The organism is Sphingomonas sp. (assembly GCF_042095875.1).
Classification (GTDB): Bacteria; Pseudomonadota; Alphaproteobacteria; order Sphingomonadales; family Sphingomonadaceae; genus Sphingomonas.
In genome coordinates this window covers 83523-96193 of sequence record NZ_JBELMJ010000008.1, presented here as the reverse complement: position 1 = coordinate 96193, position 12671 = coordinate 83523, and the positions used below count along the sequence as shown (strand labels likewise).

Sequence of the window (12671 nt, the reverse complement as noted above, 5' to 3'; positions counted from 1 at the left end):
GCGACGCGGAGAACGTCGAGAACGGCTTCGACCAGGGCGCGACCGCCCGCCCCACGTTCGAGGACCCGTTCCGCCGCTGAGCCACCTGCCGGCTGTCCTACAGCCCGGTCACGCGATAGCGTGAGAGCCGTGACCGGAGTTCCCGGTCGCGGCTCTTTTCATCGTCGACAAGGCTGGAAGCTCCTCCCGGCACGCCACGATTGGCGTTCCTCGGCGGAGTGTCAGGTCTAAACCTGAGCCTAACCGTCGCCCCGGACCTGATCCGGGGCCCCGCTTCTTCTTACCCCCGCGCCGCCACGCCCATTGGCCTCACCTTAGCCTCACCTTCCGGACGAGCGCCCCCGCCGCGCCGACTCGTGCCGCCGGCGGCTCGACCGTGCAGCACGTCGCCTTGGCCTAACCTTAGCCTCACCTTCCGGTCGCCCGAAACCCCGAATTGGCCTCACCTTGGCCTCACCTTCCGCGCCACCACCCGCTGCCCGCCTCGCCACGCCCGCCACTAAGCCACCCGCATTATCTGCGTGACGCCGCCCGCCCCCGCCCGCTAGCGTCGCCGGCATGGCGACACATCACCAGCGCGGACTGATCGGCGACGAGGGACTGACCCCGACCAGCGCCGCCGGCCTCACCTATCCCTTCGGCGACCGCGTGCCGCAGCCGGGCGAGCTGGTGACGATCGCGCCCGGCATCCGCTGGTGGCGGGTGCCGATGTCGGGGCCGCTCAAGCACGTCAACGGACTGGTCCTCGACGATCACGACGAGCACGGCCCCGCGCTGCTCGCCATCGACACCGGCACCGCCAGCCCGCGCACGACCGAGGCGTGGCGCGCGATCCTCGACGGTCCGCTCGCCGGGGAGCGGATCGGGCGCATCCTGTGCACCCACATGCACCCCGATCACCTGGGTCTCGCCGGCTGGCTGTCGCGGCGGTTCTACGATGCACCGATCCTGATGACGCGCACCGAATGGCTGACCGTGCGAATGCTGTCGTCCGACGCGCGACCCGAGGTGCCCGACGAGCAGGTCGCCTTCTGGCGCGGCGCGGGCTGGAACGATGAGCAGATCGCCGAGGCCAGCAAAGGCGGCTTCGCGCGTTTTGCCAAGATGATTGCGCGCCTGCCGCTCGGCTACACCCGCATCCGGGACGGCGAGGTGCTGCGCATCGGTGACGCCGACTGGCACGTGGTGGTGGGCAGCGGCCACTCGCCCGAGCACGCCTGCCTGGTCGACTACGAGCGCCGCATCCTGATCGCGGGCGATCAGGTGCTGCCGCGGATCAGCTCCAACATCTCGCTCCACGCCGGCGAGCCCGGCGCGGACCCGCTCGGCGACTGGCTGTCCTCGATCGAGCGGTTCCGGCAATTGCCCGACGACCTGCTCGTCCTGCCCGGCCACGGCGACCCGTTCCACGGCCTCCACGCGCGGCTCGATGCACTGGAGCGCGAGCACCGCGACCGGCTCGACGCCCTGGTCGCGCACATGACCGAGCCGCGCCGCGCGGTGGACTGCTTCGCGCAACTGTTCCGCCGCCCGATCGGCCCCGACGTGATCGGCATGGCGACCGGCGAGGCGCTCGCGCACCTGCGCCACCTCGAGCTGACCGGCCGCGCGCTGCGCACCGTGCGCGACGCCACGTGGTGGTATTCGCGCGCCTGAACGCCCATTTACCCTTCGTGTCGAGCTTCACTACCCGCCCCCGCCCGCAACCGCAGATCGTTCGCGTCGTCGACCTGGAAACCACCGGCTCCGCCCCGCCCGCCCACGCGGTGTGCGAGGTCGGCTGGCAGGACGTGGCGCTCGGCGAGGACGGCCGCTGGGAACTCTACGGTGAGGGGGGCAACATCCTCGTCAACCCGGGCCGCCCGATGCCGCCCGTCACGCAGGCGATCCACCACATCCGCGACGAGGACGTGGCCGACGCGCCCTACTGGCACGACGTCGCGCGCCAGGTGCTCGACCCCTATCCCCGCCGCGTCGCGCTCGCCGCGCACCGCGCCGCATTCGAGGAGCAATTCTGCACCCCCGCCTTCACGCGCAACGCCGACTGGATCTGCACGTGGAAGTGCGCGCTGCGGCTCTGGCCCGACAGCCCGTCCTTCTCCAACCAGGTGCTGCGCTACTGGCGCAAGCCGTACGGGCTGGAGCACGAGCGCGGCCTGCCCGCGCACCGCGCCTTTCCCGACGCCTACGTCACTGCGCACCACGTCCGCGACCAGTTGAACGAGGCGAGCGTCGCGCAGCTGGTCGAATGGTCGAACCAGCCCGGCCTGCTCCCGCGCGTCCGCTACGGCCCCGACCGCGGCAAGGAATGGCGCGAGATCGAGGAGGAGAGCCTGGTCAAGTTCATGACCGACCGCGATCCCGACATCCGCTTCACCGCGGAGACCGAGATGGCCAGGCGCCGCGGCGGCGGCCACGTCGGCCGCGCGACCGCGCAGGAATTGCTGCTCTAGCCACCGTCCCCGCCGCGGCCTTAAGCTATTGCACTTGTGACCGCTTCGCTTTGCTGCTTAGCCTGGGCGCGATGGCTCGCTCGCCCCGCCTGTTCGTCTCCCCGACCGAGAGCCCGATCGGCAAGCGGCTGACCGCGCTGATGTCGATCGGCTTCCTCGCGCTCGTCGTTGCCGGGGTCGCCGCTGCCTGGATGACCCAGCGCAACCAGGTTCACGCGCGCTGGGTCGAGCATACCTACCGCGTCGAGAACGCGATCATCGATCTGCGCCGCCTGATCGAGGAAGGCGAGACGACGCGTCGCGGCTACCTGTTGGCGCCCGACGTAGCGCTCTTCAAGGATGCGTACGGCGTCACGGCGACCGAACTGCCGCAGCGGCTGGCCGCGCTCAACACGCTGATCGCGGACAACGACCTGCAGCGCCGCAACCTCTCGGCCCTAAACCGGCAGCTCGTACCGATCGTCGCGGCGCGCGCGCGCTCGATCGCGCTGACCGACGCGGGCGAGGTGACACAGGCGCGCGACCTGTTCCGCGCCGAGACCGCGGCGCGGCGCATGATCGGCGTGCGCCGCACGATGAATCGCATGATCGCGATCGAGCGCGTCCTGCTCACGCGGCGCGACCGCGAGTTGCAGAACGCGGTGCGCACCTTCTACGTCATGCTTGCGCTGACCGGCGTGCTGCTGGTCGTGGTCGCCGCGATCTCGCTCGCCGCCGTGCTGACCTATACCCGCGACCTCGCCCGATCGCGCGACACGCTCAACGAGTTGAACGCCAACCTGGAGACGATCGTCCAGGACCGGACGGCCGACCTGACGCGCGCGAACGAGGAAATCCAGCGCTTCGCCTATATCGTCAGCCACGACCTGCGCTCCCCGCTCGTTAACGTCATGGGCTTCACCGCCGAGCTGGAGGCGGCGACGCAGCAGCTCGGCACCCTGCTCGACTGCGCCGAAGCGGAAGCGCCGCAGCTCGTGTCCGAGGACGCGCGGCTCGCGGTGCGCGAGGACCTGCCCGAGGCGATCGGGTTTATCCGCACCTCGACGCAGAAGATGGACCGGCTGATCAACGCCATCCTGATGCTGTCGCGCCAGGGCCGGCGCGTGCTGTCGCCCGAACCGATCGACATGGTCGCGCTGATGGAGAACATCCGCGACGCGATGACGCACCGCCTGACCGAGGCGAACGCCGAACTGGTGATCGAGCGTCCGACGCCCGATCTCGTCAGCGACCGCTTCTCGCTCGACCAGATCCTCTCCAACCTCGTCGACAATGCGGTCAAGTATCTGAAGCCGGGGGTACCCGGCCGCATCGTCGTGCGCGGGCGACGCCAGGCTTCGCGCGCCATCATTGAGGTGTGCGACAACGGCCGCGGCATCGACCCGCGCGACCATTCGCGCGTCTTCGACCTGTTTCGCCGCTCGGGCGCGCAGGATCGTCCGGGCGAGGGGATCGGGCTTGCCACGGTGCGCGCGCTGGTGTTCCGCCTCGGCGGACATATCGAGGTATCGTCGACACTTGGCGAAGGCGCTACCTTCCGCCTAACACTTCCGCTCACGCTCGAACCGCAGGACCGCTCCGCATGAACGCCTCTTCCAATCCTCAATCGGTCAACATCGTGATGATCGAGGACGATGAGGGCCACGCGCGCCTGATCGAGAAGAACATTCGCCGCGCGGGCATCATGAACGGTATTCGCCATTTCACCGACGGCACCTCGGCGCTCGATTACCTGTTCAACGCCGACGATGGCCCGCAGCGCAACGGCCCCGCGCTCGTCCTGCTCGACCTCAACTTGCCCGACATGAGCGGCACCGACATCCTCGCGCGCATCAAGGGCAGCGACGGGCCCGTCCGCCGCACCCCCGTGGTCGTGCTGACCACCACCGACGACAAGACCGAGATCCAGCGCTGCTACGATCTGGGCGCCAACGTCTACATCACCAAGCCGGTCAATTACGAGAGCTTCGCGCAGGCGATCCGCCAGCTCGGGCTATTCCTGTCGGTGATCCAGGTGCCCGACCTGGACGACGGGCAGTAAGCGAGCCCACGCACGTGCGCCGCGTCCTCTACATAGACGACGACGCCGGCATCCGCCGGCTGGTGTCGCGCGCGCTGCAGCGGCGCGGCTACGCGGTGACCGTGGCGGACGGTGGCGAGGCCGGGGTGGCGGCGGCGTCGAGCGAGCCGTTCGACCTCGTCGCGGTCGATCACTACATGCCCGGCATCGACGGGTTGGAAACGCTCGCCCGGCTGCGCGCACTGCCCGATCCGCCTGCGGTCGTCTACGTCACCGGATCGGAGGAGAGCCGCGTTGCGATCGCCGCGCTGCGCGCCGGCGCGGCCGACTATGTCGTGAAGACGCCGGGCGAGGATTTCTTCGACCTGCTCGACGCGACCTTCGCGCAGGTGATCGAGCGCCGTCTGCTCGAGCAGCAGACGCTGCGCGCGGAGGAGGATTTGCGTGCCAGCAACGCGCGGCTGGAGGCGCTGCTCGCCGAGGTCAACCACCGCGTCGCCAACTCGCTCCAACTCGTCTCGGCGATGGTGCGGCTGCAATCGAGCGCGCTGACCGATGAGGGCGCGCGCGCGGCGCTGGAGGACACGCAGCGCCGTATCACCGCGATCGCGCAGGTCCACCGCCGGCTCTACACCGGCGACGCGGTCGAGAGCGTCGACATGCACGAGTATCTGACCGCGCTGATCGACGAACTGACCGCGACCTGGTCGACGCCCGCGACCCCGCGCGCGCTGACGCTCGCCGCCGAGCCGGTCCGGCTGCCGACCGACCGCGCGGTGTCCTTGGGCGTGATAGTCACCGAACTGGTCAGCAACGCGTGCAAATACGCCTATCCGCACGGTCCGGGCGAGATCCGCGTCGCGCTAACGCGCGAGGGCGACGCGCGCTTCCGCCTGTCGGTCGAGGACGACGGCGTCGGGATCGGGGACGGCATTCCCCAGGGAACCGGCGTCGGCACCAAGCTGATCCGCGCGATGGCGCAGAGCCTGGACACGATCGTCGAGTACGACCCTGCGCACCGCGGCACGCGCGCGATTCTGGCGGGCGCGCTGTAGCAGCTCACGCCGCCCGGTTCGTCCGCTCGGGCGTGAACGCCACCTCCAACCGCCGCAGCGCGTGAACGAAGTTGTTCGGCGCGATGTCGATCCCGCCGGACCAGCGGATATCGGGAAAGCGCCGGAAGATCTGCCGATACGCTTCCTCCAGCTGCACCTGCGCGGTCATCCGCCCGATGCACAAATGCGGGCCGTAGCCGAACGCGATGTTCTTCTCCGCGTTGGCACGCGCGATGTCGAACCGGTCGGGGTCGGGAAACATCGCAGGGTCGCGGTTCGCCGCGCCGTAGTACATGATGACCTTCTCGCCCTCCGCGATCATCTGCCCGTTCAACTCGACGTCGCGCGTTGCGGTACGACGCATGTAGATCACCGGCGAGACCATTCGCGTGATCTCGTGCACTGCGTTGGTCAACAGCGCGCCGTCCGCCTGCAACCGCGCCTTCTGCTCGGGATGCTCGGTGAACAGCTTCATCGCGCCCGACAGCGTGTTGCGCGTCGTGTCGTTGCCCGCGAACACGATCAGCAGCCACGCGCCGTCGAGATACTCGCCCGGCAGCCGCTCGCCCTCGACCTCGGCATTGGCGATCGCACTCATCAGGTCGTCCCGCGGATCGGCGCGGCGCTTGGCCAGCATGACGCGGCCGTACTCGAACATCTCGGCGACGTTCTTGTTGAACAACTGGATAAATGCCGCGACCTGCGGGCTCGGCTCGGACAGTCCCGCCAGTTGCTCGATCTGCTCGGCCGCGACCTGCTGCGCCAGTTCGAGGAAGTGAATCCAGCCGATGAACCGCTCGCGGTCTTCCACCGGCACGCCCAGCATCTCGCACAGCGTGAAGATCGGCAGCCGCTGCGCGAACCGCTCAACGAAGTCGCACGTGCCGAGCGGCGCCATCGCGTCCAGCAACCGCGTGACCTCATCCGCCACCCGCGCGCGCAAGCCTTTCATGTAGCTGGCGGTGAAATAGGGCATGTGCTCGCGGCGCAGCTGCCGGTGCGGACGCCCGTCCAGGTTGATCATCGAGTTGGTCGAGGCCGAGAACAATGTCGGGTGCCGCGTCTCCTCCGGCCCGAGACCCATCAATATGCCGCCCGCCTCCGACGAGAAGGTATCGGGGTCGCCGTTGACGCGCTTGACGTCGTCGTAGCCCGTGACCGCCCAGAAGCCGACGCCCGCGCCCCCGTCGCCGGTGCGCGGCCCCTCGTGCCACATCACCGGTGCCTGTTCGCGCATCCGGGCGTAATCGGACCACGGCTGCCCGCCGGTGAAGGCGCGAATGTCGGTCAACCGCACGTCCGGCAGCGTGGGATAGGCTCGCGGGAAGTTCGGACCCGCCCGGCCCTCGACGATATGGTCGCTGACCAGATGCATGCCGCTCTCCTCCTCGCCTGGCGAGCGCACTCACCGTAACATTTGTTCTGGCGAGACTAAGCGTGATCGCCGCACGCGCAAAGCGCTTTCTAGCGGCGGCGGAACGAGGCGCGCGCGATCATCACGCCGATGCCGAGCAGCGCTATCGGCGCGAACCATAGCGGCCAGGTCGTGCCCCCGATCGGCGGATCGAAGGTCACGTAATCGCCGTAGCGCGCGATCAGCCATGCTCGCACCTCGTCAGGCCGCTCGCCGCCCGCGATCCGCTGCCGCACCAGCGCGCGCATGTCGCCCGCCATGTCGGCGTCCGAATCCGCGATCGACTGTCCCTGGCAGACGAGACAGCGCAGCGTCTCCATCAACGCGCGCGCTTCGGCCTCCTGCGCCGGATCGCGCAGCTGCGTGTAGGCGAGCGCGGCGGGCGGGCGCTGCGCCGCCGCGGGCACGGCGACGAGGGCAAGTGCGACGAGCAGGCTCCGCATCACTCCGCCTCCGCCAGCGCCTGCTGCAAGGTGGCGACGTCCTCCGCGCGAATGTCGCCGACGTGCTGCACCCGGATCACGCCGCGGCCGTCGATCACGAACGTCTCGGGCACGCCCGAGGAGCCGAGCGCCAGTTGCAGCCGGCTGGTCGCGTCGTCGCCGATCCGCGCGTACGGGTCGCCGTTGCGGCGCAGGAAGCCGGTGATCGCGGGTCCGGTGTCGCGGATCGCCACCGCGTCGATCGGCACGCCCGCGGCCTTCAGCGTCATCAGCTGCGGCGCCTCGGCGATGCAGGGCACGCACCAGCTCGCGAATACGTTGAGCAGCCGCGGCTTGCCCTGGCGAAAATCCTTGTCCGACAACCCCGGCTTGCCCGCGACCGCCGGCGGCAGCGTGAAGGCGGGCAGCGGCTTGCCGACCATCGCCGAGTAGACGGTGCGATCGGCGGGCAGGTACAGCCCCCACATCACCACCGCGACGATCACGCCGAACGCGCACAGCGGCAGCCACACCAGCCAGTGGCGGCGGCTCGCCGCGTCCGGCACCGCGCCACTCACGCGAACCACGCCATGTCGGCGCGCCGCCGCCGCCGCAGCCACCCGCGCCGCTGATGCCCGACGATCGACAGCGCGCCGCCCGCGGCGATCATCGTGCCGCCCAGCCAGATCAGCGTCACGAACGGCTTCCACCACAGCCGCAGCTGCCAGCGCCCGTCGTCGCCCAGCGCGCCGAGCACGGTGTAGAGCTGCCCGCCCGCCAGCGTCGCGATCGCGCTCTCGTTGGTGGTCGTCACCGGCGTGGAGAAATAGCGCACCTGCGGGTGGAGCACGAACGGCGCATCCTCACCGTCGCGCACCGACAGCCTCGCCTCCAGCGCGGTCCAATTATCGCCGATCACCGGCCGTACGCCGTCCAGCGTCACCGTAAACCCTGCCACGCGCACCGGATCGCCGACGTAGACTGCCGCCAGCCGCTCGGTCGTGAACGCGCTCGACGCCGCCATCCCGGCCAGGCTCACCGCCACGCCCAGGTGCGCGATCACCATGCCCCACAGCGTCAGCGGCGCGCGGCGCAGGTTGCGCTTGGCCAGCGGCGCGACGCTCGCCACCGCAAGCCCGGCAGCGAGCCCGATCCCGGCGAGCGGCAGCACGCCGATCCAGCAGCCCAGCACGAACACCCCGACCGCCGAGAACAGCGCCGCCGCGATCGGCCATTGCAGTCGCTCGACCACCAACGCCGCCTCGTCGCGCCGCCACCGCATCAGCGGCCCCGCCGCCATCACCGCCACGAGCAGCAACGCGAGCGGCCCGACCGTCTTGTCGAAGAACGGCGCGCCGACCGACAATTGCACGCCCCAGGCGCCCGCGACAATCGGGTAGAAGGTGCCGATCAGCACCACGCCCAGGATCACCGACAGCAGCAGGTTGTTGATCACCAGCGCGCCTTCGCGGCTCAGCGGATCGAACACGTTACCCTGCCTGACGGTCCCGATCCGCGCGCCGAACAGCGCCAGCGCGCCGCCGATGTAGATCACCAGCAACGCCAGGATGAACGTGCCGCGCGTCGGGTCGACCGCGAAGGCGTGAACGCTGGTCAGGATGCCCGAGCGCACCAGGAACGTGCCGATCATGCTCATCGAGAAGGCGACCACCGCCAGCATGATCGTCCAGGCGCGCAGCCCGTCGCGCGTCGCCAGCACGCTGACCGAGTGGAGCAGCGCGGTCGCCGCCAGCCACGGCATCAGGCTCGCATTCTCGGTCGGGTCCCAGAACCACCACCCGCCCCAGCCGAGCTCGTAATAGGCCCAGTACGACCCCGCGGTAATTCCCAGCGTCAGGAACACCCACGCGCCGAGCACCCACGGCCGCATCGCGCGCGCGAACACGGGTCCGACGTCGCGCGTCACCAGCGCGCCGACCGCGAAGGAGAAGGCGACCGACAGCCCGACGTAGCCGGCGTAGAGCGTCGGCGGGTGGAACGCGAGCCCGGGGTCCTGCAACAACGGGTTCAATCCCGCACCGTCGCGCGGGGCCGGGCTGACCCTCGCGAATGGATTGGAGGCGAACAGCAGAAAGGCGTAGAAGCCGAGCGCGATCGCCGCCTGCGCGCCCAGGGTCGCGATCAGTGTCCGTTCGGGCAAATGCCGCTCGAACTGCGCGACGCCTGCGCCCGCCAGCCCCAAGATCGTGACCCAGAGCAGCATCGAGCCTTCGTGATTCCCCCACGCGCCCGCGAACTTGTACAGCCACGGCTTCGCCGAGTGGCTGTTGGTTGCGACCAGCGCGACCGACATGTCGGAGCCGAGAAAGCACGCGATCAGCGCCGCCATCGCGACCGCGACCAGCGCACCCTGCACGATCGCGACCGGCCGCAGCGCCGCCGCCACGTCGGCGCGCCCGCGCCTGAGCGCGATCACGGACAGCGCGATCTGCAACACCGCCAGCGTCGCGGCGAACCAGAGGGCGGCGAGGCCGAACTCGGCAGTCATGCGGAAAAGGGATGAAGCATCACGTCACCCGCGCCATACGCGCGTCCGCGGCCGAGAACCAGCTAGCGCATCATGCAATCAGGACGCTCGCATACCGCCGCATCGCTGTCTCCCCTGCGCCCGGCCGCGACCTTCACCTGCGCAGACAGCGGCAGGGAACGCGGCTCGTTGCTGTGACGTTCAGCAACCTGGACTTAGCGCCGAACCCCGATGAAGTATCCGAACGAATCAATGGCACCGAGCGCGAACTATGGTCTGGGTCTGCTGGCAGGACTCGCGCTCGCCGTTTCGGGCTGCGCGACTGCTCCCGTGCAGCCGCCGGCCGTCGTCGCGACACTGACGCCGCCGCCCCCGACGATGCCGCCGGGTGGCTATGTCGGTATGAAGAACCCGACCAAGCTCGCTGATGGCTCATATTTTACGCCCAATCTCGACAACACCGACCAGGCCGCGGTCTGGCACCTGCGCAACGCGCTGAACGTCGCCGCACTCGGCTGCCAGCAGGCGGGGGGCGGGGTAATGGAGCCCTATAATACCTGGATCGAGACGCACGCTGGCGTCCTCGACCGCTACTACCGAGCCTATATCCGGGAATGGCAGGAGGCCGGTTGGTTCGATTGGATGCGTGTCTACGACGACAACCAGACACGCATCTACAATTTCTACGCGCAGCCCGCGATGCGGCGGTCTTTCTGCGCGGCTGCGCGCCAGGAGATCGCGGCCGTCAGTCAGGTCGCGGATGACGATCTGCCGACCTTCGCACGCGCATCGCTGCTGCGTCTCGATCGTCCGTTCGTGACCTTCTACGCGGCCTATGACGCGTGGCGCGATTACTACGATCCAACCCCGCCGCCGCTAGTGCGCACCATCGACGTAGCCGACGATGCGAATGGCGGCGTAGCCGAGACGGTTACGCCGCCGGCAGTCGTCGCGACTCTGGACGGCAGCGAAGCGGCAGCGGCGTCTACCGAAACGACGCCGGACCTGTCGCCGGGTGATGCCTCTTTCCCGGTGGACCCGACGCCTCGCTAACGAGGCACGTTGTGGAATTTCGCGGCGGCGGACCTCTGCCAATCGTCACGGCCAAGCAGCTTGGTGACGCCCGTTAGCCGTGACCCTGCCCGACCAACCCTCTCCGACCGCCAGCATTTGCATCTTGCGCATCTCCGGCTTCGGCAACGGCCGAAGCCCGCACTTCGCGCGATCCAACCCCTGCCCTTCACGAGATTGCAGGACGAGCCCCCCTCCGCTACGCCGGCTCCATCACCGCCAGAATGTCGTCGACCTCCGCCACCGCGATCGCGCTATATTCGTCGCCGATCGCGTAGGGCAGCAGCACGCGGCGTCCGTGCAGCAGCCCGCCGCAGCTGTAGGTGACGTTGGGGACGTAGCCGCCGCGCTGCTCGGCGCTCGGAAACAACAGCGGCGAGGGCGTGCGCATCAGCACCTTGGACGGGTCGTCCTTGTCGAGCAGGCACGCGCCGATGCAGTAACCGCGGATCATCCCGACGCCGTGCGTGAACACCAGCCAGCCCTCGTCGATTTCGATCGGCGATCCGCAATTGCCGAGTTGCACGAACTCCCATGGGTATTTGGGCGTCATGATGATCTGCCCCTCCTCCCACGTGTCCATGTCGTCGGAGCGGAGCAGCCAGATGTTCTCGCTGTCCTGCCGCCCCAGCATCACGAAGTCGCCGTCGATGCGCCGCGGGAACATCGCCATGCCCTTGTACCCGGTCATCCGCCCGTTGAGCGCGCGCATCTCCACGGTGCGCAGGTCGACGCCGCGCAGCATCTCCTGCCGCGCCTCCTTGCCGTCGAACGCGGTGTAGGTGCCCAGGATGCTGCGCGTGCCGTCGTCGTCGGTGAAGTTGACGAGCCGAACGTCCTCGATCCCCTGCCGCTGGCTCGGCAGCACCGGGAAGATCACCGTTTCCGACACGTCCTGGCTGTCCTCGCAGATCAGCCTGATCCAATCGTCGTCGTGCGGCTCGACCTGCGGCGGGACGCCGTTGCTGCTCGGCGGGTCGAGCGTCACGTTGTCGCCGCCGTCCCACTCGCCGGTGCGGAACGTAACGGAGGAAATATGCCCCTCGCCGATGCCGCGCAGCGACATCAGGAATCTGACCGAGCCCGGCTTCGACGGCTCCTCGTCGGGCAGGGCGACGACGCTGGGGTTGAACAGGGCCGCCGACTCGAACGCATATTCCTGGCTGAAATAGGCACCGACGAGCAGCCGATCGGTCTCGTTCGTACACGGGTCGCCGATCTCCTCGCGCATCGCGTCGTAGCGACGAAGGAAGGTGTCCTGCACGTTGCGGTGCCGCTCGCACATCGGCTCCATCAACAGGTCGCGCATACGCGCGCGCATGTCGGGTGACAGCGCGAGCAGCCGCTCCACCGCCGCCTTGACCCGCGGCGTGCGCTCACCCGAGAATGCCGGCGGGTAGCCGAAGGAGAACGGCCTCACCACCGTGCGCGACGGATCGGGGTGCAGTTCGAGGTCGAGCTTGTGGAACACGTCCGCCGCCTTCGTCGCCTTGGGATGCAATCCCGGCGCCTGGATCGGCTGCTCGTCGCGAAGCTGCGCCGGGCTGTGCCGCGGGATCTGCGTGTCGGCGGCCTGCTCGGTGATCGGCTGCGCACCCGCACTCTGATCGAGCGCGGTCTCGGATCGCTGGTCTAGGCTCTGCGTCATGGCACGTACTCCGGCGCACGACGCGACAGCGCCTCGTGTTCGTGGTCTCAAACGGCGGCGCGCGCGTTCCGCTCCCGCCGGCGTGATCCGGACAAGCATT

The 12671-nt window shown here is 69.1% G+C and carries 11 protein-coding genes; 6 read left to right on the top strand and 5 right to left on the bottom strand.

Annotation, left to right across the window (positions count from 1 at the left end; translation table 11 throughout):
• Window positions 1–558: 558 nt before the first annotated feature.
• From ACFDS6_RS05160 to ACFDS6_RS05140, 5 genes are all read left to right on the top strand, one after another.
• Entirely contained in the window at window positions 559–1656 is a 1098-nt protein-coding gene (locus tag ACFDS6_RS05160; protein WP_375271039.1) for an MBL fold metallo-hydrolase, read from the top strand.
• 56 nt (window positions 1657–1712) lie between these two features.
• Window positions 1713–2453 (top strand): exonuclease domain-containing protein, encoded by a 741-nt coding sequence (locus ACFDS6_RS05155; protein ID WP_375271045.1) that lies wholly within the window; start codon window positions 1713–1715, stop codon window positions 2451–2453.
• A gap of 71 nt (window positions 2454–2524) precedes the next feature.
• Window positions 2525–4039, top strand: a complete 1515-nt coding sequence (locus ACFDS6_RS05150) for an ATP-binding protein (RefSeq protein ID WP_375271038.1) — start codon at window positions 2525–2527, stop codon at window positions 4037–4039.
• Window positions 4036–4494 (top strand): response regulator, encoded by a 459-nt coding sequence (locus ACFDS6_RS05145; RefSeq protein ID WP_375271037.1) that lies wholly within the window; start codon window positions 4036–4038, stop codon window positions 4492–4494. Before ACFDS6_RS05150 ends, ACFDS6_RS05145 begins: the two co-directional genes overlap by 4 nt.
• Before the next feature lie 14 nt (window positions 4495–4508).
• Complete coding sequence (locus ACFDS6_RS05140; protein ID WP_375271036.1) at window positions 4509–5528, top strand: sensor histidine kinase; 1020 nt, start codon at window positions 4509–4511, stop codon at window positions 5526–5528.
• Between the two features lie 4 nt (window positions 5529–5532).
• Here the strand turns inward: ACFDS6_RS05140 and ACFDS6_RS05135 are convergent, their stop codons facing one another.
• The 4 genes from ACFDS6_RS05135 to ACFDS6_RS05120 all read right to left on the bottom strand — a co-directional run bounded on the left by ACFDS6_RS05135 (window position 5533) and on the right by ACFDS6_RS05120 (window position 9873).
• A complete protein-coding gene (locus tag ACFDS6_RS05135; RefSeq protein ID WP_375271035.1) occupies window positions 5533–6903 on the bottom strand; it encodes a cytochrome P450 in 1371 nt (456 codons plus the stop codon).
• A gap of 89 nt (window positions 6904–6992) precedes the next feature.
• The gene (locus ACFDS6_RS05130; RefSeq protein ID WP_375271034.1) at window positions 6993–7385 is read right to left on the bottom strand and encodes a cytochrome c-type biogenesis protein; all 393 of its coding nucleotides are present in this window, start codon (window positions 7383–7385) and stop codon (window positions 6993–6995) included.
• A complete protein-coding gene (locus tag ACFDS6_RS05125) occupies window positions 7385–7852 on the bottom strand; it encodes a DsbE family thiol:disulfide interchange protein (RefSeq protein WP_375271044.1) in 468 nt (155 codons plus the stop codon). The genes ACFDS6_RS05130 and ACFDS6_RS05125 overlap by 1 nt, the downstream gene beginning before the upstream one ends.
• An 86-nt stretch (window positions 7853–7938) precedes the next feature.
• A complete protein-coding gene (locus ACFDS6_RS05120) occupies window positions 7939–9873 on the bottom strand; it encodes a heme lyase CcmF/NrfE family subunit (protein ID WP_375271033.1) in 1935 nt (644 codons plus the stop codon).
• A gap of 210 nt (window positions 9874–10083) precedes the next feature.
• Here ACFDS6_RS05120 and ACFDS6_RS05115 point away from each other — a divergent pair, with 210 nt between their 5' ends.
• Window positions 10084–10905 carry a hypothetical protein gene (locus ACFDS6_RS05115; RefSeq protein ID WP_375271032.1) on the top strand — a complete coding sequence of 274 codons (822 nt, stop codon included), beginning with the start codon at window positions 10084–10086 and terminating at the stop codon, window positions 10903–10905.
• Window positions 10906–11122: 217 nt separating this feature from the next.
• Here ACFDS6_RS05115 and ACFDS6_RS05110 read toward each other — a convergent pair whose 3' ends face one another.
• Window positions 11123–12571, bottom strand: coding sequence for a glycoside hydrolase family 130 protein (locus ACFDS6_RS05110; protein WP_375271031.1), 1449 nt, complete (start codon window positions 12569–12571; stop codon window positions 11123–11125).
• Between the last annotated feature and the right edge of the window lie 100 nt (window positions 12572–12671).

Coding starts and splice junctions, on each gene's coding strand:
- ACFDS6_RS05120 (WP_375271033.1), bottom strand. CDS start 9,873: ATGACTGCCGAGTTCGGCCTCGCCGCCCTCTGGTTCGCCGCGACGCTG.
- ACFDS6_RS05110 (WP_375271031.1), bottom strand. CDS start 12,571: ATGACGCAGAGCCTAGACCAGCGATCCGAGACCGCGCTCGATCAGAGT.
- ACFDS6_RS05130 (WP_375271034.1), bottom strand. CDS start 7,385: ATGCGGAGCCTGCTCGTCGCACTTGCCCTCGTCGCCGTGCCCGCGGCG.
- ACFDS6_RS05125 (WP_375271044.1), bottom strand. CDS start 7,852: ATGTGGGGGCTGTACCTGCCCGCCGATCGCACCGTCTACTCGGCGATG.
- ACFDS6_RS05160 (WP_375271039.1), top strand. CDS start 559: ATGGCGACACATCACCAGCGCGGACTGATCGGCGACGAGGGACTGACC.
- ACFDS6_RS05150 (WP_375271038.1), top strand. CDS start 2,525: ATGGCTCGCTCGCCCCGCCTGTTCGTCTCCCCGACCGAGAGCCCGATC.
- ACFDS6_RS05135 (WP_375271035.1), bottom strand. CDS start 6,903: ATGCATCTGGTCAGCGACCATATCGTCGAGGGCCGGGCGGGTCCGAAC.
- ACFDS6_RS05145 (WP_375271037.1), top strand. CDS start 4,036: ATGAACGCCTCTTCCAATCCTCAATCGGTCAACATCGTGATGATCGAG.
- ACFDS6_RS05115 (WP_375271032.1), top strand. CDS start 10,084: ATGAAGTATCCGAACGAATCAATGGCACCGAGCGCGAACTATGGTCTG.